17 protein-coding genes are annotated in these 20,275 nt (G+C 65.5%); 12 read left to right on the forward strand and 5 right to left on the reverse strand.

All coding sequences use genetic code 11. The annotated features are described in order from the left end of the window. Positions 1 to 212: 212 nt before the first annotated feature. Positions 213 to 2,078: a hypothetical protein gene (locus tag ACVK00_RS24205; RefSeq protein ID WP_284900980.1), complete on the reverse strand. Its 1,866-nt coding sequence runs from the start codon at positions 2,076 to 2,078 to the stop codon at positions 213 to 215. Positions 2,079 to 2,819: 741 nt separating this feature from the next. Here ACVK00_RS24205 and ACVK00_RS24210 point away from each other — a divergent pair. The 3 genes from ACVK00_RS24210 (at position 2,820) to ACVK00_RS24220 (ending at position 5,492) form a co-directional block, all read left to right on the forward strand. Further along, positions 2,820 to 3,668 (forward strand): SDR family NAD(P)-dependent oxidoreductase, encoded by an 849-nt coding sequence (locus tag ACVK00_RS24210; protein WP_228910565.1) that lies wholly within the window; start codon positions 2,820 to 2,822, stop codon positions 3,666 to 3,668. Positions 3,669 to 3,690: 22 nt separating this feature from the next. After that, complete coding sequence (locus tag ACVK00_RS24215; RefSeq protein ID WP_228910566.1) at positions 3,691 to 4,113, forward strand: DUF3331 domain-containing protein; 423 nt, start codon at positions 3,691 to 3,693, stop codon at positions 4,111 to 4,113. A 185-nt stretch (positions 4,114 to 4,298) separates the two neighbouring features. Next, positions 4,299 to 5,492: an MFS transporter gene (locus tag ACVK00_RS24220; RefSeq protein WP_228910567.1), complete on the forward strand. Its 1,194-nt coding sequence runs from the start codon at positions 4,299 to 4,301 to the stop codon at positions 5,490 to 5,492. Between the two features lie 92 nt (positions 5,493 to 5,584). On the opposite strand, the gene ACVK00_RS24225 is transcribed toward ACVK00_RS24220, so the two are convergent. Together ACVK00_RS24225 and ACVK00_RS24230 are read right to left on the reverse strand one after the other, a co-directional pair. After that, on the reverse strand, positions 5,585 to 6,838 hold the full coding sequence (locus tag ACVK00_RS24225; protein WP_284900977.1) for a condensation domain-containing protein: 1,254 nt from the start codon (positions 6,836 to 6,838) through the stop codon (positions 5,585 to 5,587). A 92-nt stretch (positions 6,839 to 6,930) separates the two neighbouring features. Then, positions 6,931 to 7,377 (reverse strand): cupin domain-containing protein, encoded by a 447-nt coding sequence (locus tag ACVK00_RS24230; protein WP_354123395.1) that lies wholly within the window; start codon positions 7,375 to 7,377, stop codon positions 6,931 to 6,933. A gap of 325 nt (positions 7,378 to 7,702) precedes the next feature. Here ACVK00_RS24230 and ACVK00_RS24235 point away from each other — a divergent pair, with 325 nt between their 5' ends. From ACVK00_RS24235 to ACVK00_RS24255, 5 genes are all read left to right on the forward strand, one after another. Then, on the forward strand, positions 7,703 to 7,948 hold the full coding sequence (locus tag ACVK00_RS24235) for a DUF4148 domain-containing protein (RefSeq protein ID WP_284900973.1): 246 nt from the start codon (positions 7,703 to 7,705) through the stop codon (positions 7,946 to 7,948). 46 nt (positions 7,949 to 7,994) lie between these two features. Further along, entirely contained in the window at positions 7,995 to 8,411 is a 417-nt protein-coding gene (locus ACVK00_RS24240) for an organic hydroperoxide resistance protein (RefSeq protein WP_228910570.1), read from the forward strand. A 57-nt stretch (positions 8,412 to 8,468) separates the two neighbouring features. Beyond that, complete coding sequence (locus ACVK00_RS24245; protein WP_354123396.1) at positions 8,469 to 9,314, forward strand: CPBP family intramembrane glutamic endopeptidase; 846 nt, start codon at positions 8,469 to 8,471, stop codon at positions 9,312 to 9,314. Positions 9,315 to 9,516: 202 nt separating this feature from the next. Continuing rightward, entirely contained in the window at positions 9,517 to 10,065 is a 549-nt protein-coding gene (locus tag ACVK00_RS24250) for an RNA polymerase sigma factor (RefSeq protein ID WP_006751176.1), read from the forward strand. Continuing rightward, positions 10,062 to 10,973, forward strand: coding sequence for an anti-sigma factor (locus ACVK00_RS24255; RefSeq protein WP_228910572.1), 912 nt, complete (start codon positions 10,062 to 10,064; stop codon positions 10,971 to 10,973). Before ACVK00_RS24250 ends, ACVK00_RS24255 begins: the two co-directional genes overlap by 4 nt. Before the next feature lie 46 nt (positions 10,974 to 11,019). Here the strand turns inward: ACVK00_RS24255 and ACVK00_RS24260 are convergent, their stop codons facing one another. Continuing rightward, a complete protein-coding gene (locus ACVK00_RS24260; RefSeq protein ID WP_284900968.1) occupies positions 11,020 to 13,251 on the reverse strand; it encodes a hypothetical protein in 2,232 nt (743 codons plus the stop codon). Positions 13,252 to 13,383: 132 nt separating this feature from the next. Here ACVK00_RS24260 and ACVK00_RS24265 point away from each other — a divergent pair, with 132 nt between their 5' ends. Beyond that, the gene (locus ACVK00_RS24265; protein ID WP_354123397.1) at positions 13,384 to 15,414 is read left to right on the forward strand and encodes a hypothetical protein; all 2,031 of its coding nucleotides are present in this window, start codon (positions 13,384 to 13,386) and stop codon (positions 15,412 to 15,414) included. A gap of 94 nt (positions 15,415 to 15,508) precedes the next feature. Here the strand turns inward: ACVK00_RS24265 and ACVK00_RS24270 are convergent, their stop codons facing one another. Then, complete coding sequence (locus tag ACVK00_RS24270; RefSeq protein ID WP_228910575.1) at positions 15,509 to 16,609, reverse strand: type IV pilus twitching motility protein PilT; 1,101 nt, start codon at positions 16,607 to 16,609, stop codon at positions 15,509 to 15,511. A 153-nt stretch (positions 16,610 to 16,762) separates the two neighbouring features. Here ACVK00_RS24270 and ACVK00_RS24275 point away from each other — a divergent pair, with 153 nt between their 5' ends. Genes ACVK00_RS24275 through pilO2 form a run of 3 tightly spaced genes read left to right on the forward strand, consistent with a single transcriptional unit; the run spans position 16,763 to position 20,268 of the window. After that, the gene (locus tag ACVK00_RS24275; RefSeq protein ID WP_228910576.1) at positions 16,763 to 17,245 is read left to right on the forward strand and encodes a toxin co-regulated pilus biosynthesis Q family protein; all 483 of its coding nucleotides are present in this window, start codon (positions 16,763 to 16,765) and stop codon (positions 17,243 to 17,245) included. Next, positions 17,245 to 18,942, forward strand: coding sequence for a PilN family type IVB pilus formation outer membrane protein (pilN, locus tag ACVK00_RS24280; RefSeq protein WP_284900964.1), 1,698 nt, complete (start codon positions 17,245 to 17,247; stop codon positions 18,940 to 18,942). Before ACVK00_RS24275 ends, pilN begins: the two co-directional genes overlap by 1 nt. A 27-nt stretch (positions 18,943 to 18,969) precedes the next feature. Beyond that, complete coding sequence (pilO2, locus tag ACVK00_RS24285) at positions 18,970 to 20,268, forward strand: type 4b pilus protein PilO2 (RefSeq protein WP_284900963.1); 1,299 nt, start codon at positions 18,970 to 18,972, stop codon at positions 20,266 to 20,268. Positions 20,269 to 20,275: the final 7 nt, after the last annotated feature.

The following is a 20,275-nucleotide window of genomic DNA, read 5'->3' on the forward strand; positions in this document are numbered from 1 at the left end:
GCCCGTCCGATCGACGCTTCCACCACGGAACCGGAGCAGTCGACGGTCGTTGCCCGTCGCGTCAACGATCGGCATCGACCGGCCGTCGATGCCCGTTCGGAACTCGAACTGCTGGCGATGCAGGCCGATCTCGAGTTGGGACAGTCGCGCAGATAGCGGCGAGGACGCGCCACGCCGCTCCACGTTGCTGTCATGCGCGACCTCCCGATGCACTAGCCGTTGCCGGGCGAAAGCGCCGGGCCGCTGCGCGCCCCGGTACCGGCATACTCGATCGCAGTCGGTACGATTGCCCCGAGCGCGGCGATGCCGAGCCCCAGATAGTGATTCCAGTTCGCTTTCTCGCCAAGCGCCAACGCCGTGAAGGCGAGACTGAAGATGGCCCGAAAGGCCTCCTGCACGTTGCGGATCGTATAGGCGGACGGGGTGCCTTGCACGGGCGCCTGAGGCAACTTGCCCGCTTCTTTATTGGCCATTTCGGAAAACGTGGTGGAAAGCTGAAGCAAGGGGAATTCGCCCAGCAGAAACCTGACCGATCGCAGCCAGTTTTTGGTCCACGCGCGGTATGGATTGCTGTCGTTCTCCATGCCGATCTTCAGGAAACGTGCGAGGCGTCCGTCGCCCGGTTTGGCGCCGCCGAGAAATTGCCCGAGATTGGCGAACGCTTGCAATACCGAAGACGTCACGCCGAAGATCGCGGCGCGGTGGTTGATGTCCGAGAGCCACGCATTTTGAACGGAAGGGCCGATGGCGCCGAGCACGGACCCGACCGTGCTCAGGATCGCCATCGCAGCAAAGAACGCCGTTCTTCTCGGCGTGGCGCTGTCACGCAATTCCGCTATCGTGCGCTCCGCGTCCTGCGCATGCGCGAGTGCCGCGTCGATTCGGGTCAGGCGTTCGTCATCGTCGGGGAGATCGTTGCGGAACTGACGAACGGCGCTCTGTATCGCCGCGAGATTGCCACTGAACCGCTCGACGTGCGTTCCATAATCGGCTGCGGGCGACGCGGGAAGCATGTCGCCTGGAAGCACTTCATGTTCGCGAGGAAAGATGACCTCGTGCAATCGGGCGATTGAAGTACAGGCATTGTCCAGATCGGCCCTCATCTCGACGAAATCGTGGGCAGGGACGGTGTCGAGCCAGGTATTCAGAGCCGATTCTGGATTCCGTATTCCTGCCTGTTCCGCCGATGCAGGATTCGCCCGCGAAGTGTGGGAGGGGAGGAAGGAAGATCGATCGTCGCCGTGCGGTGCCGATTTCTTCGACAGCGTGTCGAAAACGGGCCGAAGCATGCGAATGATCAAGCCGTTCAACGCACCGGTTTGAAACGCAGCGCCTGCCGCGCTCAGTGCAAATCCGGCAACCTGATAGCCCGGAGGGGGCGCCTGCCCGGTAGCCTTGTTGATGCCGAACAGGATCGCGAGCGCGAACGCCTGGTCGAGCGCCTGCGCAAATCCCTGCAACTGGTTTATCTGACCGCCGGCATCCTTGAATCGTCGTTGCCCGTCGGTCGCAAGTGGATATTCCGTTAGTGCAGCGAAGAGCAGCGCAAGTGCCGATCGGGATGTCACCAGCTTCGTCATTTCCCCGACGTTGTCGAAGCGCACATGGGTCGCCGGAATGAGTCCGGGCAGCGCGTACCATGCCGCATTCTTGGCCGCGATCGCCCCGACTATTTCCGCGAGTGCAATGCCGCGCTGGGTTCTGCTGACCTTCGACGACGCACCGGAGTCGATCTCCGGCGATGCGGCGGCCAACTGTGATTCGAGGTCGCCAACCAGACGTTCGAGCAATGCCTTCACCGGCCCCGCAGCCGCGATGAAATTCTGCGCGTCATCGATCTTTCGACGGTTCTCCTCCGTCAGGCAATCGCTTTCCAGGCCGCGCAGTTCATTGGTGACCCTGCTGTGAAAATTGGCGGCTTTGGCCAGCGAGGCGGTGAGCCGGTGCGTCACCTTTTCCAGTCCCGCGAGCATCGCCCGCGCGTCGCGCACGCCGATTGCCGCAGGCGGATGAGCCTCGACGGCCCGCAGCTCGACGGCATTCGGTTCAAGCGCGATCGCTTCGTGGGAGATGTGCATCGAGGACGTCGTCGATGCCGTGCTGTTCGATGACGGTGCCCGACTTCTTCGGCGATTCTCCGGCGGTCTGGCTGCCGGGGAGTGGTCGCTCCGGCTTATCGCTTGAAGTGCGATCAGGCCAGGGGAGGCGGTCGTTCGAGATCGCGCCGTTTCCGTCGAGTTCGCCGGTGCACCCGCGTCGATCGGGTCGGCCGGGTCCGCCGAAGAGTCTGGCACGCCGGTATTACATAGGCTCGTGGTTCGCATGAGTATCTGCTTTCGTTGTCGATAACGCGCGGAAGCTCAATGATCGGCGGTACATCGTTCGATTGCTCGCGCAGCACGATGTGCGCATCGAAATTGCGAAAGCATTTGCGAGGTGAATGGGCGAGCGGTCTAGCGTCGAAGGCATTGTCTGACCTTGGCCGATGATCGTGCGGATTTTGCGCGGCGTTTTTTTAGAGCGGATGGGGAATAGCCGAACGCCTCGGGTGTTATAGATAGCGGAAACCGTCGCTCCCGCGCGTGAAATCCTGTAGTTATCCGGATGATCGATTCATTTTTGAAGGCCTCTCATCGACTGTGGAACGTCGCCAGATACATTCCGATACGCGACAGACATACGCGAGATACATGGCGGGCTCCCAATGACGCATGACGTCGAGTTCGGCGAGTCCGCGATCCCGCGGACGCACGGCAAACCCCCGTTTTCACGACGTGTGCGGAACCGGACGTCGATCGCAATTGACCGGGAGTACGACAATGCATGACAGCAAGGTTTGGTTCATCACGGGCTGCTCCGGCGGCCTGGGTCTTCAGCTTGCCGAGGCGGTACTTTCCGCTGGCCACAAACTGGCGGCAACGGCGAGGGACGTGACGCGTCTGGCCAGCCTGACGGACGCCTATGGCGATCGGATTCTAGCGATCCCGCTGGACATCACCGATCCGGACGCGGCGCGCGGCGCCGTCAGCCTGGCGGTGGAGCAATTCGGCCGTCTCGACGTGCTGGTGAACAACGCGGGCTACGCCGATCTGGCGTCGATCGAAGACATCACCGACAGCGCGCTGCACGAGCAGATCGAGGTCAACTTCTTCGGCGTGTGCAACGTCACGCGTGCGGCACTGCCGTTCATGCGTCGGCAACGGGCCGGCCACATCATTCAGATCTCGTCGGTGGGCGGAAGAGTCGGCGGCCCCGGGCTCGCCGCCTATCAGGCAGCCAAGTGGGCGGTGGGCGGGTTCTCCGAAGTGCTGGCGAAGGAGGTCCGCGATTTCGGCATCCAGGTCACGATCGTCGAGCCGGGATCGATGCGGACCCGTTGGGCCGGTTCGTCGATGACCATTCCGCCGATCAGCGACGCGTACAAGCCGATCATCGAGCCGGTAGCGGCACGCTTGCGCAGCATCGACGGCATGCAACCCGGCGATCCCGCGCGGATTGCCCGGGCGCTGCTCGGCATTGCCGGATCGCCGACCGCGCCTTTGCGATTGCTGATGGGCGGCGACGCGGTCGCGGTAGCCGGCGCGGCGGCAAGGTTCCGTGCGGAAGAGGACGCGCAATGGCGCGAATTGAGCGAATCGGTTTCGTTTCCGCCGGCGCAGCCCGAATGAAGCCGGCTGCCGGAGACCGCCGATGACCACGCCGTCCGAAGACAATATCGTCGCGCGGGTGCTGCTGAACGTGCTCGATCCGTCCGCCGAGCAGCTCCACGCGTGCACGAAGAAGTGGCGCGTCGGGTACCGGCCGCGCCGTGCAAGCACGGGTTCGCGCACGGCGAGGCGGCCCGTCAACGTCGTGATCGTCAGGCGGATTTCGGCCAGCGCGATCAGTGTCTCGTGGAGCGACGCGTGCCTGGGCAAGTCTACCGAGCAGATCTGGAGCAGAGGTTTCGCCGACGGCGCGGCGGTCTGTGCGCTGACCGGGCGTTGCATCGGCCGCGGCGATCCGGTGTTTCGCCCTCACGCCGGCGAGGCGCGCGTTCCGGTCAGTCGGGAACTCACGATCCTCGCCGCAACCGTCGCGCAGCGTCCCGATCTGCCGCTCGCCGATACCTGAGCGCGTCGCGCGCGCGTGCGGGGACGTGGGCGGTCGTCTGCGCCTATACGAACGTATGCGGCGCATCATCGGAACAGTTCATTTCCTCGATTGCGGATTGTGCGGATCATGTTGCGACGGCCCCGAGCGGCGACCTTTTCGCGTCGCTGCCCGAATCGACCGGAAACTTTGAAACAAGGGGAAGCATGATGGCCGATCCACGCACGATGTCGCCACGCGTCGCCTCGTTCGTGCTGCTCGGCGCGCTGCTGACGGCATGCGGCTACGGCGCGACGTTTCTGCTGTCGATGCATTTCCGTGTAGCGGGCGGAAGCGACATCGACACGGGAGCCGCACTGGCCGAAGCGATGATCGGTGCGCTGATCGGCCTGCCGCTGGTCGCGTGGTGCGCGCACCGGATCGGCGCCGCGCGGGCGACCGCGCTGGCGGCGCTGGTCGTCGGCGCAGGCGTCGTCGGCTTCGCGCTGATCGGGCGCACCGGCTCGCTGAGCGTCGTGCCCGGATTGCTGGTCGGCGTCGGTTGGGGCGGGTTCTGCCTCGCGGCGCCGATGATGATCGCGGAGCGCACGGCGGATATCGAACGTGAGCGCTGGTTCCTGCGGTTCGGGTCGTTTCAGATGGCCGGCGTCGGCGGTGGTCCGGCCGTTGCGGCACTTGCGATTCGCAATTGGCACTGGACGACGGGCGCGGTGTTCTGCACGGTCGGCGCGCTGTGCGCGACGGCTGCGGTGATGCTGGAATGTTTCGGCCGCCTCTCGCCTGCGTCGCACGCGGTTGCGCCGCCGAGGCGGGATCGGTGGGTACGCGAGATGGGCGCGATCGCCCGCACGCCTGCGATCTATCCGATCGCGATCATCGCGCTCGGCTCGAGCGTCTTCTCGGGGCTGATGACGTTCCAGATGTCGATGGCGCAGGGCCCGGGCGTGAAGGCCGGAACGTTTTTCGGTCTGTATTCGGCCACGGTGGTCGTCATCCGCGGGCTGCTCGGTGCGGTCGTGATTCAGATCCGCGTCAGCGCGACGACGCAGATCCTGCTCGGCTTCATGATCCTGAGTGTCGCCGTGACATTCGCCGTGCCGCACAACGCGCTGCTTCATTCGGCCAGCGCCGTGCTGCTCGGCACCGGATATGGCCTCATCTATCCAATCGTGCAGGCGCAGGCCGTCAACAGTGCCGATGCGCGGCACCGGCACGCCGTGCTGACGTGGTTCGTGGCGTCGTATTTCGTCGGCGCATTCGGATTCCCCGCGCTCGGCAGCATGGTGCTGGTCAGCATGGGCAAGACGATGCTGTTGATACTGATCGCGGCATGCGGGCTGGCGGCGCTGCTTCTGTCGATCGTCGAGCACCGCAAGCGGGTATTGCCGGTGGCGTGCTGAACGCACGCGCCGGGGTTCCGGAATCCGTCTGCCGCTGCGACGCGCGACGATGGTCGGCGTCGAGCGCGCACGAGGCGAGCAGCCTCCGACGGTCAGCTCACGGCTTCCTGGAGTATCGCGCGGACTTCTTCGAGCAGTCCGCGAATCGCGCCATGGCTCGTATGCGTGAGACGTAGCACGCCATCGATCGTGCACGCGCCGATGATCTGGTCGTCGGCGAAGCCCGACGTCACGATGGGGCCCCACAGCGCCTTGAGCGACACGCCTTCGTACTCGGAAGCAATCGGCTGATTGCCCAGATTCGACACCATGACGTCGAAGGCCAGCACGGCCGATAGAAACCCGGCCGCATGCTCGACGCTCGGCCGCGCGGACATCACCGCATCGAGTGCCTTCAGTTCCGCCGCCACGCTCGCGCGCGCTTGCGACGGTGCAAGATCCTGTTTGATCTTGCGGGCGGCGGTCCATACATCCGTACCGCGCGGGTGATCGTCGATCGTGATGGTCTGCGTGATGTAGACGCCGGCGGCGACACGCGCGTCGTCGGAGAGACCGCGCAGGTCGATCGGCGTGACGGTTCTCAACGCGCGTTCGGTCCACGCGCTGGACAGACGCCGGCCGGCTTCGTGAACGGCCGCGGCAATCGCGCCATGCACGGTGGTTTGCTCGGCACGTGCGCGGACCACGAGCCGGCGGGTGACGTCGGCGGAAAGCGCAATGGCGTCGACATGCGGCGCTTGCGCGGCGTCCGGACGAAATGGCTTGGGCGCGGGCGCCGGCGCGGGGGGCGGCAAGACGGCGGCGTGGCTCAGATCGGTATCAAGCATGGTCTCCAGCGACGGCACCAGCGGCAACGGTCCCGGTCGCTCGCCCGACAGGATGCGCAACAGATCGTCGATCAGCGATGCACTGCCCATGCCGTCGACCACGGAATGATGCGCAACCAGAATCAGCGTCGAGCTGCGTTCGCCTTGCAGCAAGGTCGCGCGCAGCAGCGGCGCCGCGGATCCGACGAAGCGCGTGGCGATTTCGTGGGCCGCTTCCGCCTGCCACGCAGTCGGGTCTTGCTCGAGCACGCGCAACGGCACCGCGGCGTCAGTCACGCGATAGAAGCCTGAATGCTGTTGCGCGTCGATGGCGATGCAGGTCGATAGCAGCGGATGCCTGTGCTGCAGCGCCTGACACGCCGCATGCCATGCGTCCGGCGAAAAGCGCCGATCGATCTCTGCAACCATCGCGAAATGCGTCGGCCGATTCTGGTCGAGCAGCCAGAACAGATGTTCCGTGCTCCCGAGCGCCCGCACGAGCCGCTGATTGTCCTCGATTTCCTGCGATTGATTCCGCACCGCCTGACTCCCGAAGTGATGGTCTGCCTCAACAGAACAATCGAGGAGGGGGCGCTATTCCGCCATGGCCGGTTCGCTCGACATGTGCCGGACTATTTTTTCCTGTCGTCGGGGTTGTAGGTCACATAGAGCTTCGTATAGCCGGGCGTGTCGAAATGTCCCGTCCATCCCTTCGGAAGCGTGACGGCTTCGCCGGTCTTCACGAGCATCACCGAACCGTCCGACGACGTGAGCTTCACGCTGCCCGCAAGAAAGTACAGGAACTCGTTGTACGGCAGCCCGCGCGGCCCCTTGATTTCCTCATACGACGGCCCGGATCGATACACGCCGGTCTGGTAAGCGTTGTCGGTCGACGTGAACGTCGAGACGTCCGCGCTCGTTTCGCCGCCTTCGTCTTTTTTCACGGCGTCGGCGCGATTGAATATCGCACCGGCAAGGTCGGACCTCGACGCCTTGATCGGCTTGATCGTTTCGGCGTGCGCGTCGACGGAGGTCATCACGCTGCACAACAGCAGCGCTCCGAGGGCGTATCTGGACATCGGCTATCTCTCCTTTGGTTTTTTCGTGGCAGCGACGTTAAGCGTGAACGCGCTGTCGTGGCGCCATTTTGTCGGAAAAACCCGCCTTCGTTTGGCGATCGACCGAAAACGAGACGGCAGTTTTGTTTCTCAATGTGTATGAAACCGGTCTGGATACATGACCTTGCAAAAGCCATTTGTCGAGACACACGTCAGATACGTGGTCTGGATTTAATGCATCTCATCGATCGAATCCGATCAGGGCGCTCGAGACGGCATCGCGAGATCAGCGACCGGCGAGGGCCCCGACAGATTCGCGACAGCCGAATTTATCCAGGAGAACGACATGAAAGTAAAGACGATCGCTTTGGTTTTCGCGGCGTGCGCCGCCGTTGCCGCCACCACTTCCGCTTTTGCGAGCAGCGCCGTCGACACGAGCATCAACGACCATGCCGTCGGGCAAGCGAGCCAATGGGCGCCGAGCGGCAAGGCGCCGAAGGGCAAGACGCGCGCCCAGGTTCGCGCGGAACTGGTGCAGGCGGAGAAGGACGGCCAGCTCGCGGCGCTCGAACAGCTCTACCGCGGCAGTTGATCGCGGGCCTCGCTATTCATCCACCCCATTCGACACGACACCGACCATGAACCACGAAACGAAAATTCTGTACACCGGCGAAGTTCGCACCACCGGCGGGCGCGATGGCGCCGCGCACAGCGCGGATGGCCGCCTGGATGTGAAGCTCTCCGCGCCCGGCTCGGCCGCGCCCGGCACGAATCCCGAGCAGCTGCTGGCCGCGGGCTGGTCGGCCTGCTTCATCGGCGCGATGGGCCTGGCCGCGCAAAAGCTGAAGGTTTCGCTGCCGCGCGACACGCATGTCGATGCGCAGATCGATCTGGCCACGAACGACGGCGCGTACTTCCTGCAGGCACGGCTGAACGTCAGCGTGCCGGGCGTCGACGCCGACGTCGCACAGGCGCTGGTCGATGCGGCACACCAGACGTGTCCGTATTCGAAGGCGACGCGCGGCAACATCGACGTGGTCGTCACGGTGATCTGATACGCGTGCGGCGCTCGACGCGATCGACGCGCCGTTGGCAACTCTCCGGAAGGTGCAATGACCGCATTGACGTGGTGTGCGATTTTTCTGGCCGCGCTGACGGCGATCTCGAAGATGCCGCGCGGGATGACGCTGAGCCTGCTCGCCATCGGCTATGCGATCGCGTTCGCGTCGCGGCAGTTGCAGCCGATCGCGCTCGTGCCGATCGCGCTGCTGGTCGGCACCGGCGTGCTGTTGCAGCGGAATCTGCCGGTCGCCGGCAAGGTCGTGTGCAACGTCGTCTTCTGCGTCATTGCGGTCGGTCTGTTTCAGCATTGGCTGCCGGGTTTCGACAATCTCAGGGTGATTCATGCGGCACGCCTGACGCCGGATGCGGCGCCCTACGCGATGTATCTGAACTTCGACAAGCCGTTGATCGCGTTCTGGCTGGTGCTGGCCTACCCGTGGGTTCTGCCGGAGAAGCCGCTGTCGACACGGGCGATCGCGGCGGTCGTCGCGTGCGCGGCGACCTCGGTGGTCTGCTTCTCGATTGCGTGGTGGGCCGGGGCGATTGCGTGGGCGCCGAAGTGGCCGAATTTCGCGTGGCTGTGGGTGCTCGACAACCTGCTGCTGGTCGCGTTCGCGGAAGAAGCGTTTTTCCGCGGCTATATCCAGGCGGGCGCGACACGGTTGATGCGTGCGCAACCGAATGCCGGCTGGCTGGCGCTGGTGGCAGGCGCCGTGTTGTTCGGCCTTGCTCATTATCAGGGCGGCGCGCTGCTGGCTCTGCTGGCCGGCCTGTCCGGCATCGGTTACGGGCTTGCCTGTCGCGTCGGCGGTCTGCAATCGGCCGTGCTCGCGCACTTCGGCGTCAACCTGGTGCAGTTCGGGTTGCTGACCTATCCATTCATCGCCCGGGCCTGAGCGAACGCACGCTCTGGTACGAGGACCTGTGATCCGGCAGTTCGGGTAATACGCGACGGCGGATGGAATATCTGCGCCGTCCAGCTGTTTACGTGGACTGCAGGGGTGTTGCCCGCTTAATTTCGCCTAAACCCATGGATACACGTCAGATACTGCAGTTCGTCAACGTCGGCTTGGTTGCACCGCGGGAGGATCGACGTAGATGACCGCAGCCGAACTGTCCGCCATGCTCCCCGCGATGCTGCCGCGTCTCTGGACCTTCGCGCTGCGAATCTCCGGTGACCGCCACGACGCCGAGGATCTCGTGCAGGGCGCGTGCGTTCGTGCGCTCGAACGAGCGCATCAGCTACGACCGGGAACCGCGCCGCTCAGCTGGATGTTCTCGATCGTGCAATCCACCTGGCTCAACGAACTCCGCGCACGCAGCGTGCGTCGGCGCTCGGGCATGGACTGGGACGACGACCTGCTCGAAACCATCGCCGATCCCACCGCGCCGACCCTCGAACAGCAGGCGCTGGATGCGCAGATCGTCAGGGCGGTGCAGCAGCTGCCCGAAGCGCAGCGCGTGGTCATGTTGCTGGTCGCCGTGGAGGGGCTCAGCTATGGCGAAGCGGCCGAGGCGCTCGGCGTACCCATCGGGACGATCATGAGCCGGCTTTCGCGTGCCCGTCAGACGATCGGCGCCCTGTTCAGCGATGGAAAGGAACGACCCATGAAAGGCGCAGCGAAGAGTGAGGATCAGGGGGCATGAAAATGGACGACATCCTGCTCATGGCATACGTGGATGGCGAACTCACGTCGCACGAGCGAGAGGAAGTCGACAGGGCGATCGACACGTCGGCCGATATCGCCAGGCGGGTTGCCCTGTTCGAAGCATCGGTGTTGCCCTATCAGTATGCGTTCCAGCGCCAGGAATGGCCGCCGCTGCCGCAGAGCCTGGTCAGCAAGGTCGCTGAAATCGCGCGGGCGTACACTGGGCCTTCGGCGCCGTCCGCGGTCGGCGGCGCGCGTCGCGCGGATGCGCCGGCGTCGCGGCCCGACGCGCGCGCGCCGTCGTCCGCGCCGGTTCGCTCGCGCGTTCGCACGATGGTGCCGTGGCTCGCGGTCGCCTTCGTCGCGGGCGCGTTCTGCTGCGGCGTCGTCCTGCACTTCGCGCCGCAGGATGCGCTGACGACCGCGCGGACGCAGATGTCCCCGTGGATCATGGCGGCCGTGAACTATCAGCGGCTCTATACGCGCGACACCGTTGCTTTCGATTCGTCGAATCTTGCGGCCGCGGCGCATATGGTTGAAAACATTCGCCGCGACGACGGGCTGCGGATCCGCATTCCGGACCTGCGCTCGGTCGGGCTGACATTCAAGCGCATACAGCGGCTGAATTTCAATCACAAGCCGCTGGTGCAGATCGTCTATCTCCCCGAAAAAGGCTTGCCCGTGGCGCTGTGCGTGATGAAGGACGAACGACCCGACACGGCGCTCGCCCGACAACAGGTCGGCAGCATGGAGGTCGTGACGTGGCGCCGTGCCAGGATGACCTATGCGCTGATCGCCGCGCCCGGCGACACCGACCTCGGCGCGATCGGCAAGCGGATCGCCGACAACGGCATGGAAGAAATGCTCGGTCAGCTGCAGCGGGCCGGCCCGGCGATCGCGAGCTGAGGGTTCGCGGCGACACCGTGCGGGCGCCGCGCCCGGTGCGGATGCGTCACGGTTCGCGGGGGCCGTCAGCGGTCGGCGTGATCAGCCGGTTGATGCTGACGCCCATTTGCTGCGCCTGTGGCTGAAGTTCCGCGATGACCTGGCTGGCATCCGCAATCGCACGCCGGCTCGCGACGGAATTGCTGATCCATTCGATCGGCGCCCCCACGCCGCGTAGCGTCTGCTCGCCGAAACGCATTGCGCCCTCGTCCGGATTGGCCTCGCGTCGGCGATTCTTGATATTGGTCACCATCCCCTGGGTCGACGCCGCGACGAACCCGATCAGCGCGCTCGCAAGCGCAAGAACCAACTGAAGGTGGAGCGGGATATGGTCGCTGCCCTTCAGCGCCGCGGAGACGACGCGCCCGCCCGCCAGCGCGCCCGCGCTTCCCAGCACGCCGAGGGTGAAGGTCTGGCCGAGGCGCTGCGACACTTGCGACGTGAACTCGAGGGGTTTCGTGAGCTTGGCGACCGCTTCTTCCCAAGCGAACGCATGCGAGCCATTCAGCGCGTCGTCCAGGAGGGCGCACGTGTCCTCGTGCAGGTTGTCCGTCACGATCAGGCGACGAAGATTGCCGACGTCCCGCTCGTAGGCGGCGATGGTGGCGTCGAGCTCGTGGGTGCGCGTGCTTCGCCCCTCCTCGAGTTCCTCGGGCGTGACCGGGCGCGTCTGCTGCATCTGCGGTTCGTTTCGACGTTCGTTCTTCAGCTTCGACAGTCTGGCGTCGAGGCGGTCGGCCACGCGCTGCACGATGTTCGCTTCCGCCGACACGACCATGTTCCGGCATTTCTCGATGCTGAGATCGGCCGCCGTGATGGTTCCGCGTCGATGGAGACTATCCGCCTTCCCCTCCTCGAAGAGATCGGCGTGCAGCATGTTGAGCTTGTGCTCGAGCTTCAGCCCGTTGACTTCGTCCTTCGCGGCAGCGAAGTGCTGGGCAATCAGCGCCGTCGCGGCGATGAACACCGACACGCCCGTCACGCCGTACCGTGAAGCCTTGTAAGGAAAGACCTTGCCGACCCAGGAGTCCGCCACGTCGGCAGCGGGCTTGCGGATGAACGGCGCGACGAGGCCGCTGCCGGAGCGAACGGTGCGGGGAGCGATCTGCCAGTAGGTGGATTCGCGCTGACGTTCGTGCGCGCCGTCGAGCGCCTGCATTTGATCCGTCAGCGTACAGAGTGCGACGAGATGCGCGAGGTGCTCCTTGCACGTGTTCGAGAGCGCATCCTTTTCGGCATTCGACAGGCTGCACGCGTCGATTTTCGCCGGATCGATCGTCCCGTCCGCCGCGACCAGACCATGACGGGCGAAGAGGTCGGCCACGGTGGCTTCGCTCTCTCGCACGGCCCTTATGCCGGCATCGATCTTCTGCTTGATCTTCGCCTGGGTCGTGCTCGAGTTGACGGTGGTCTTGTCCAGCTTGATTTCGCCGTGGTTCAGCCGCCGGCGATAGTCGATCGATCCAATGACGAGCGATTGGACCGGAGCGGTAACGAGCGGCTGAAATGCAGCCAGCAGAAGACTCGCGATCACGGAATGCCACGGGTTGCGCGCATGGGCGAACGCCAGTGGCGTCGCGATATAGCTGACGATGTTGAAGATCGTGCTGCTGGAAGGGATCTGCAATCCGGCCCGGTATGCGGCTTTTTCCATTCCATGGACCTGCTCCGGCGTGACGGACAACGCGGTGTACCACTCCTGAAGCGCTTCATCGGAGATATGGCGGACGAGTTCCTTGTGACTGGATGGCGAGTTCGGGTCGCTTCGGTGAAGCGGGTTGAATCGAACCGTCTGCAGGACGCGCGCGAGCGCTTCCAGATCGACGTCGCGATTCTTCTGCCGGTCGAGCGCCCGCTGCAACCGTTGCAGATCGACCGGCGTCGTCGCGCGAGCGGTCGCGGGGCTGTCGATCTCGTCGATGTCGTCGGCGTGCGTGCCGGCCATCGACACGCTTTCGCCCGACGCGCGGGTATGCACTGCATCGACATTGCCGGATGCGTGGGGCGCGTCGGAAGCCGGCGAAGCGGGCACGCTCGTTCGCCGGCTCGATTTCGCAGAGGGTGGCGGCGACGACGCGCGTCGCGACAACCCCGCGAGAGGCGTGGCGACACGCGAGCCGGTCGGCGAACCTGTCGGCGAACTTTTGGCGGGCCCGGCGCCGTTATCGGTGTGCGTGTCCGTGGGCGAGGCGAGACGATCGAGCTCGATCGACGAATGGGCGGGCGATATGGCGGTCATGGTCGGGTTGGATCACTTCGATATGCGTAGCGAATGTGCGAACGATTCGAATCGATCGTATTGATCGAATGTGACGCCCGGAAAAAACGCGGCGGAAGTTGCGTTCGACGATCCGAACTGTGATGGCCGCGATTGCACAGGTATCGACCAGACCGCGGGCGATCACGACGTCGACGCGCTTCGCCTGATGCCCGCGGGTTTCGCAATCCGGCGTATCTAATTCATCGCGATGCGCAACGATTCGGCTGGCGTTTCGCAGGACCTGCCACCGGCAAGCGGTCGGGGCATCGACCGATCGCCGTCTCGCCCCGCGATCCATTAGCCGCGCGAGCTGCCGTCGTGCGCCGGCTCGATGGAGCGGCTTCCATTTCCTCGCCTCGACCATTCGCCACGATGAACCCGATCCTTCCGACCCTCCCTCACGTTGACGCCGCGGATGCAGCAGACCACGCGGCACCTGCCGGATCGAAGAGCGTGCGGCCGCGAGCCCGTTCGCTTGCGACCGGTGCGGCAGCGTTCCGTGATCTTGCGTCGGCCAGGCGCTCGAAAAGCGAGCCGCCGCCCACGGTTCGACGGGCCATCGAGCCGGACCGGCAAGATCGTCCGGCCGCGGATGTCGTGCCGCGCGATGGTCGGGACGACGGCGCGTCGCTCGCGGACGCCGACGTGCCCGCTCGACACGGCGCGATGGCCGATATCTGGCGGAAACTGGATTTTGCTTCGCTGTTGAAGCTGCCCGGCACGCACGACGACCACGGCTTTCTCGACCGCATACGCAATGCGGAAACGGGCGACGGAAGCATCCCGAAACTGCTGGGCAAGCTTGGCGCCATCGAGCAGATGATCGAAGGCGCCGGATTCCCGGCCGAATTGAGCCGCACGCTGAAGGCGCAAGTGAGGCTGACGAGACGATCGCTGCAGGAAATCGAAACCGACAAGCACCCGGCCAAACGCGCGGCGATGGCGCTCCTGCCGAATCTGATCCTGGGCGCCGCGGCGCTGGCGGTCCCGTTGAAGTCGAATCCGCGCCAGCAACTGTTCGCGTCGGAGCTCGTCGCGCTCACGTTCAAGACGGTGCTCGAAGGGATCGGCATGGCGCTCACGCCGACGACTGGCGCCGGTCTCGTGAAAGAGCGCGTGATGGCGCGCAACTACGCGAACACGCTTCAGGCGCTGGAATTCGTGCTGCCGACCTTCGTCAAGCCGTCGGCGCATCTGAACCGGAAGACCTGGGTCGACCTGCTCGCGACGGTCGTGAGCACCACGGGGCTGTTCGCGGGATTCATGGGAACGGACATCAAGAATCAATTCGACAAGCGCTTCAGGAACGGCGTCGATCCCGCGTTGGCGAAGCTGGGCGCGGCGCTCCGCGGCGAACGACGCACCACGCTGGCCACCGTGGACGGCGAGGCGAAAGCGCTCCATCGCGCGGCGCTCGGCATGCGGGACGCGTCCATCGCGGGAGACACAAGCCAGGTGAGTCCGCACCTCGGCAAGCAGATACAGCTCGTGCTGCGCGCTTGTGGCAGGCTCGCGGAGATGACGTCGCATACGTTGGGCGAAGGCCGCGCAGCCGCCGGGAGCGGGGGCGAGCCGCCCGATGCGCGCGCGAATCCCGACCGGAATGCCAAGATCGCGCTCGCGCTGTTCACGGCCGCCGTCACGGCCAGCACCGCGCTGCTCACGTTCCCCGACACGATCGGGGTTGTCGATCTCGCGTCGGATGCGGTGTTTACCTCGATCCTGATGACGGTGCTGGCGAACAATCCCGACGTGAGCCGCCACGATGCACTCGAGGAATTCAAGACGTTCGCCGGACTGAGCGTGGTGCTGCTCGTCGTGCTGGCCGGGAACAAACTGGGACACGACTTCATCGATCGAGGCGATCGCGGTCTGGCCGTGGGTGCGTCGGTGCTCGCGTTGCTGAACGCGACCGTGCCGGGAATCGTCGGCGAGAAGGCGGCGAACGCCGTGGAGCGCGCGCTCGCCGGCGCATCATCGATGCGTGTCGCGGATCTCACCGAACCGCTGCGCGCGCTCGGCGATCTGCTGCATCGGTCCGCATTTGTCAACGGCCGCCGCACGCCGGCGGCGAGCGTCGTAGGCGCCAGCCCGGACGAAGCGGGCACCGACGCGCTCGAGCGTCACCGCGGGCACGGCTAGCATCGCGGCCCGCGACGGCTGTCGGGCGTCGCGCCAGAATGTAACAGATTGTCAAACAATAAAAATTCGGCGCGTGCGAAAGGCGAGAATCGCGTCACCGATTCATGGACGACTGAAGTTGTTCGTGCAGCTCCATACGCTGATAGGCGGCGCGTAGCGCGTCGCGAACCGAGATCGCATCTTTCGCGACGAGTTGCGCGAGATGATCGTTGAGCGAGCGCGACATGTTGTCTTCCTTGCGTCGGAGGAAGTCGGCGAGAAACGCCATCTTCGCCGGATCGACGAGCAAGGCGCTGATCTGCTGGTTGTGATTGAACAGCAGCTCGCTCGCCAGTACGAACTGGCTGCCGTCTTCGCTCGGTATCAGGCATTGGCAGATCACGCCGATCAGCGAGCCGGCGAGCGATGCGGCGTAACGCTCGCGTTGCTCCGGCGGGAAGAAGGACAGCAGGCGCGTCAGCGTGTTGAGCGCGCTGCTGGTATGCATGGTGGCGAAGACGAGGTGCCCCGATTCACCGGCTTGCAGAACGGCTTCGGCCGTCTCGCTGTCGCGGATCTCGCCGACCATGATCACGTCGGGCCGCTGCCGCATCACTTCGCGCATGCCGGACGAGAAGCTCGGTGTGTCGGTCGGAACTTCGCGCTGCGAAATGATTGCCTGATTGCCTTCGAGTCCGTATTCGATCGGCTGTTCGATCGTGACGATATGGCAGTTGCGCGTGCGGTTCAGATGGTCGAGCAGCGACGCGATGGTCGTGGTCTTGCCCGAACCGGTGGGGCCCGTGATCAACACGATTCCCCGGGTGCTGTCGAGCATGGTGCGGATATAGGCCGGCAGGCCGAGCTTGTCGAGCGGCAGCGGTTCGAGCGGCAGGCGGCGGATCGAAATGACGGTCTTGCGTCCGGACGACGTGCGAAACACGTGGCAACGAAGCCGGCAGCGGGTCAGTACGAACGGCCGGTCGAGCGCGCCCTGTGCCAAGCGTGTGTCCCATTGTTCGTCGATCGACGCGAGCAGCGGTGCCATCTCGTCGATCAGCACCGGGCCGCCGGGCGCCTCTTCCCAGCCGCGCGGCGTCTTGATCATGATCGGACGATCCTGTTCGATGTGGAGGTCGGTGAATACCTGGTTCTCGTCCACGAGACGAAGAATTTCGCGAATCAGGTCGCGCAGCTCGTTGGGAAGCGATGTCATGGCAAGAGTCGGATCGGCAGGGTAACGAGGGTGTCATCGTGTCAGCCCGCCGGCCGGATGTCCAGTGTCATGCCGATGCGGGCGCAAGGCAGGCAAGCGGCGACGCATGCGAATGCGCATCGCCATCGTGATGAGGTCAGGAACGCAATGCGCATGGTCGTGGCTCGTATGGTGTTGCTGTCGGCGCTCGGCGCCGCGTGGTCGCTCTGCGCATGCGCGGCGCACGCCGCGCTGCCTGATGCAGGTGATGCACGTGACGCGCAAGGGACGCCCGCGCCCATGTCGGCCGTGACGGTTCCGGACGCACAGGCCGGCGCATCGCCGACGCTCGCGAGTGAGCCGGATGCGCCGCGCGCCGCGCAGCCGGAGCGGGACACGCGGCGGACGTGGCGGATCGAGCTGTCGGACCGCACGATGCGTTCCGCGCTCGCGCGATGGGCTCGCGCGGCCGGCTGGCAACTCGTCTGGGAAGCGCCCGGGGATTTCGGCATCGACGCGGAGGCGAGCGTGACGGGCACGTTCGACGATGCGTTGCGCTCGGTCGTCGGCGCGCTCGCGCACTCGAACGCGCCGATCCAGGCGATTCTCTATCGCGGCAACAAGGTTCTTCGGATCGTTTCAAAAGGAGCGGGTTGATGCGGGGTTTGGTGCTGGCATACGCGTTCGCAGCGGTCCTTCTGGCAGGCTGCACGGGGCTTTCGCAACATCTCGCGAATGCGATCGATCGCGATCATGCGCGCACGCAGCGCGTGCTCGCCGATACGCGCGATGGCCATGCGCAGGTCGCGGAGTCGTCGGACGGCGTGATCGTCAGCGACGGGATCTGGCTGTCCGGCACGCCGATGCAACTGGAGCGCGAAGGCACCTTGCCGGCCGTGTTCTCGCAACCGGCGACCTTCGATCGGGAGGTCGGCTCGTTGCGCGAATTCGCGGAGCACGTGTCGCGTCTTTCGCATATCGCGACGCGAGTCGCACCCGACGCGGCGGCCGGCCCGCAGCTCGCGCCCGCAACCGCGCCGTCGGTGCCGGTGCTCGGGGCCTCGCCGCCGCCGCTGCCGACCCTGCCCGGCCTGTCGGGAGATACCGGCGCGCGCCCGTGGGGCGCATCGCAGCGCACGCGCATCGTGTATCGCGACGGCGATCTGCGTGGCTTGCTCGACACGGCGGCGGCGCGCTTCGGCGTGTCGTGGAAATACGCGGATGGAGCGATCGAATTCTTCGTGACCGATACGAGGACGTTCCAGGTCAGCGCGATTCCGGGCGATGCCACCGTGAATGCCAATGTGGTGAGCGGTGCAAGCAGCGACGGGTCGAGTGCGCAGGCAGGCGGCTACGGGCAGGCGGGAACGGCCGGGGCCGGCGCGGGTGCGGGTGGCGGCACGGGCAACGGGACGGCGACCGTCACGTCGAACAACACGGCGAACACCGTCGTGAACTCGCAGCTGTCCGTGTTCAACAGCCTGCGTGCGTCGATCCAGGCGATGCTGTCGCATTACGGTCACGTCGTGTCGTCGCCGGCGACGGGCTCGATCACCGTGACGGACACGCCGGACGTGCTGGATCGCGTCGCCGCGTTCATGCGCGCCCAGAATGCGTCGCTGTCGAAGCAGGTGCTGATCAACGTGACGGTGCTGTCCGTCGCGCAGTCCGCGCAGGACAGCTACGGAATCAACTGGACGGCGGTGTACCAGGCGCTCGGGACGGCCTTCACGATCACCAGCGTGTTTCCCACCACGGCCACCAATCCGGTGTCGCTCGCCGCGCAGGTGATCACGCCGAACAGCCGCGCGGCGGGCACGCAGGCGATCATCTCGGCGCTGTCGAGCCAGGGCAGGGTGCGGCGCAAGACGTCCGCGTCGATCACGACGCTGAACAACCAGCCCGTGCCATTGCAGGTCGCGACGCAGCAGGGTTATCTCGCATCGGTGTCGACGACCAACACCGCGAACGTCGGCTCGTCCACGGCGCTGGTGCCCGGCACCGTCACGACGGGCTTCAACATGACGCTGTTGCCGCACATCCTTGAAAACAGCACGGTGCTGCTCCAGTTCTACACGAACATCTCGTCGCTGATTCAGCTCAGGACGGTGCCGGCGGGCAACGGCCAGTCGATTCAGGTGCCGGAGGTGGACACGCGCAACTTCCTGCAACGCGTGTCGATGAAGTCGGGCGAGACACTGATCCTCAGCGGCTACGAGGGCGTCAACGACGATCTGGCGCAACGGGGCGTCGGTGCGCCGCAGAACTATCTGCTAGGCGGCGGCTTCGACGGTTCGCGGCAGCGCGAAGCCATCGTGATCCTGATCACGCCCGTCGCGATGAACGGCTCCTGAGCGGCGTCGCGCACACGGGAACCGGCAATGGCTACGCAAATCGTTCAGATCGGCCGGCAGCGCTTCGTATGCGGTCTGTTCTGGCAGTCGCTGTCGCGCCGCAGCGAACTGCGCAAGGAAGGCCACGAGCTCGCGAAGAAGCTCGACTTCGCGTTGATGGTGTTGCGCATCGACCGCGGCGTGGCGGCCGCCGGCTTTGCCAATCCGCACGAAGGGGTGCAGGCCGGCGTCGCGTCGCTCGGCGTGATCGTGTCGAGAACGATCGCGCTGCAGGGCGCGTTCTATGACGGGCGCCAGCAAAGCGCACCCAACTGGCTCGGCGCATTTCGCTTGCCGGATGACCGCTGGGCGTACTTCGCCGTGCGTGACGGATCGTTTCTTCCGAACGGCGACTGGGTCGGCAGCCGCGACGAAGTGTTCGAGCGCCTGACGTCCGATTACTCGCTCGGCGGATGGAACGTCGTGATCGGCGACGACGAAATCGATGCGATGGGGTTTCACAACGTCTACCCGCGCCGCATCGAGGACCTGCTCGGCAAACGTCGCGGCGAGCGCGTTCATGTGCCCGGCTGGGCCCGCCTGCGGCCCGTCGCGCATCGCGTGTCGCCGCGCACGGTGGGTGTCGCGGCGGCCGTGCTGGCGTGCGCCGGCGCCGCCGCATACGGCTGGCTCGCGCATCGGCAACACATGCTCGAAGCCGAGCGCGCGCGTGCGTTTGCCGCCGAGCGTGCCAGGCTCGAGCGGGCCGGCGCGCAGGCGACCGACGCGGCTGCGCAGGCGCGTCCGTGGGCCGGCGTGCCGGCGCCTTCGCAATTCGCGCGCACCTGCCTCGATCACTTCACCGAACTGGCGCCGGGCGGCTGGGACCTCGAGCGATTCGTTTGCCAGGCGGGCAGCGTCACCTATCTGTGGTCGCGCAACGGCTCGACGGTTGCGCTGCTGCTGGCCGGAGAACCGCAGGCCCGCATCGACGGCACGGGCGAACACGCGTCGCTCGTGCGGAACGTGCCGGTAGCGGCCGCGGCCGGCGACGATCCGCTGCTGACCCGCACGGATATCGATGCGCGGCTGATCGCCCGGTTTCAGCAATTCGACCTGCCGCTGTCGCTCGCGCCCCTTCCCGATGAACCGCCGGGCGCGCTTTCGACATTCTCCCGGCCCGACCGGCCGCGGCGTGCGTGGCATGCGTCGCGGCTGCAGGCGAACCTCGGCGTGATGCCGCCCGTCGTGCTCGCCGGCTATCTCGACGAACCGGGCGTGCGGCTCGACAAACTGACTTATCAGGCGGGCGCTTGGTCCGCGCAAGGAACCGTCTATGCCAGGTGACTTCAGG

The sequence above is a fragment of the Burkholderia sp. PvR073 genome (assembly GCF_054055695.1).

What these genes read in the sequence shown, in the direction of transcription:
- ACVK00_RS24205 (WP_284900980.1), bottom strand. Translation starts at nt 2,078, where the DNA reads ATGCACATCTCCCACGAAGCGATCGCGCTTGAACCGAATGCCGTCGAG.
- ACVK00_RS24210 (WP_228910565.1), top strand. Translation starts at nt 2,820, where the DNA reads ATGCATGACAGCAAGGTTTGGTTCATCACGGGCTGCTCCGGCGGCCTG.
- ACVK00_RS24215 (WP_228910566.1), top strand. Translation starts at nt 3,691, where the DNA reads ATGACCACGCCGTCCGAAGACAATATCGTCGCGCGGGTGCTGCTGAAC.
- ACVK00_RS24220 (WP_228910567.1), top strand. Translation starts at nt 4,299, where the DNA reads ATGATGGCCGATCCACGCACGATGTCGCCACGCGTCGCCTCGTTCGTG.
- ACVK00_RS24230 (WP_354123395.1), bottom strand. Translation starts at nt 7,377, where the DNA reads ATGTCCAGATACGCCCTCGGAGCGCTGCTGTTGTGCAGCGTGATGACC.
- ACVK00_RS24235 (WP_284900973.1), top strand. Translation starts at nt 7,703, where the DNA reads ATGAAAGTAAAGACGATCGCTTTGGTTTTCGCGGCGTGCGCCGCCGTT.
- ACVK00_RS24240 (WP_228910570.1), top strand. Translation starts at nt 7,995, where the DNA reads ATGAACCACGAAACGAAAATTCTGTACACCGGCGAAGTTCGCACCACC.
- ACVK00_RS24245 (WP_354123396.1), top strand. Translation starts at nt 8,469, where the DNA reads ATGACCGCATTGACGTGGTGTGCGATTTTTCTGGCCGCGCTGACGGCG.
- ACVK00_RS24250 (WP_006751176.1), top strand. Translation starts at nt 9,517, where the DNA reads ATGACCGCAGCCGAACTGTCCGCCATGCTCCCCGCGATGCTGCCGCGT.
- ACVK00_RS24255 (WP_228910572.1), top strand. Translation starts at nt 10,062, where the DNA reads ATGAAAATGGACGACATCCTGCTCATGGCATACGTGGATGGCGAACTC.
- ACVK00_RS24260 (WP_284900968.1), bottom strand. Translation starts at nt 13,251, where the DNA reads ATGACCGCCATATCGCCCGCCCATTCGTCGATCGAGCTCGATCGTCTC.
- ACVK00_RS24270 (WP_228910575.1), bottom strand. Translation starts at nt 16,609, where the DNA reads ATGACATCGCTTCCCAACGAGCTGCGCGACCTGATTCGCGAAATTCTT.
- ACVK00_RS24275 (WP_228910576.1), top strand. Translation starts at nt 16,763, where the DNA reads ATGGTCGTGGCTCGTATGGTGTTGCTGTCGGCGCTCGGCGCCGCGTGG.
- pilN (WP_284900964.1), top strand. Translation starts at nt 17,245, where the DNA reads ATGCGGGGTTTGGTGCTGGCATACGCGTTCGCAGCGGTCCTTCTGGCA.
- pilO2 (WP_284900963.1), top strand. Translation starts at nt 18,970, where the DNA reads ATGGCTACGCAAATCGTTCAGATCGGCCGGCAGCGCTTCGTATGCGGT.